Consider the following 1,178-nt stretch of genomic DNA (forward strand, 5'->3'; position numbering starts at 1 on the left):
CAACTTTGCATGATTGACAGGGCCAATGTGGTATCAATGGATCTTTTTCTGTTTTTGGCTTCACTGGTTTACATGTGTGTGACTCTTGAGTCCTTATTAACGCTAACTTTTGTTTACGACATGCATTGGCTAAAAATCCATAGTGACGAATACGCATAAACCCCTTTGGCAATATATGTTGTAAATAACGCCGTAAAAATTCATCACAACTCAGTGTCATGACTTTATCGCGGTTATTATCTTTATAATCGCGGTATTTAAAGCTCACTGTTTCTTCAGTCGCTGACACTAATCGCGATTCTGACATCACGCCTTTTCGGGTATAACGCGCAAGGTAACTCACTAGCTTTTCACTGTATGTTAAACAGGCTTTGCTATACACGCACCATTTGGTTGGTGTGCTTACCTTCGCGAATGAACTATCGCATTCATTGAGCGCCCCGAGCATTTTCCCTCTAAACACTGTTGATAATGCTTTAACGGGGTATAAATAGCCTTTTTCTATTTCATGCCAGTGCGCTTTATTAAGCGCCCCTGCGGGTATCAAACAATGCAAGTGGATATGCTGACTTAAATTTTGCCCCCATGTATGCAGTACGCTTGTCATGCCTAGCTGGCCATGCCTCTTTCGTTTCGCAAATTTACACAGCGTTTGCCATGAGGCTTTAAATAAACATTGATACAACGCGTTTGGGTTGTAGTGCGCAATGATATTTAACTCATGCGGGAGCGTAAAAACAAGGTGGAAATACCGACACGGTAATAAATCTTCCTGCTGTTTTTGCACCCATTTAGCCGTTGCCATACCTTGGCAACGTGGGCAATGCCGATCTCGACAGCTACATCCAATTTGTTGTACTTCACTACAGTTATCACATTGCCATGCTTGATAACCGAGCTGTCCCGTTCTGCATGATTGAAGGTGTTGGCAGACTCGTAACTGCTGATAACTCATTATGTGGTGCTGCCGATAATTCCCAAGGCCAGAATTTAAAATATCAGCGAGATGCAAGCCGCTCATTGGTTTCCCCAACTTGCGAGTAAATCAATACCACCATGCCCTAATTCAGGTAACCAGTGTAAGTAACTTTGCGTGGTTCTAATGTCACTGTGACCAAGCTGGTGTTGCAGTTGATGAAGTGGCATACCTGATTCAAGTTGATGTGTTGCATAAGCAT

At 42.9% G+C, this 1,178-nt stretch carries 2 protein-coding genes; both read right to left on the minus strand.

Features of this window, described 5'->3' with window-relative positions; translation table 11 throughout:
• Positions 1-1,021: IS91 family transposase (locus A7967_RS22105; RefSeq protein ID WP_064436123.1), on the minus strand; the 1,021-nt coding region annotated here is incomplete at its 3' end.
• A partial coding sequence (locus A7967_RS22110; protein WP_209438571.1) for a tyrosine-type recombinase/integrase occupies positions 1,018-1,178 on the minus strand: 161 nt, incomplete at its 5' end. The genes A7967_RS22105 and A7967_RS22110, both read right to left, overlap by 4 nt.

Source organism: Pseudoalteromonas neustonica (assembly GCF_001653135.1).
Classification (GTDB): Bacteria; Pseudomonadota; Gammaproteobacteria; order Enterobacterales; family Alteromonadaceae; genus Pseudoalteromonas; species Pseudoalteromonas neustonica.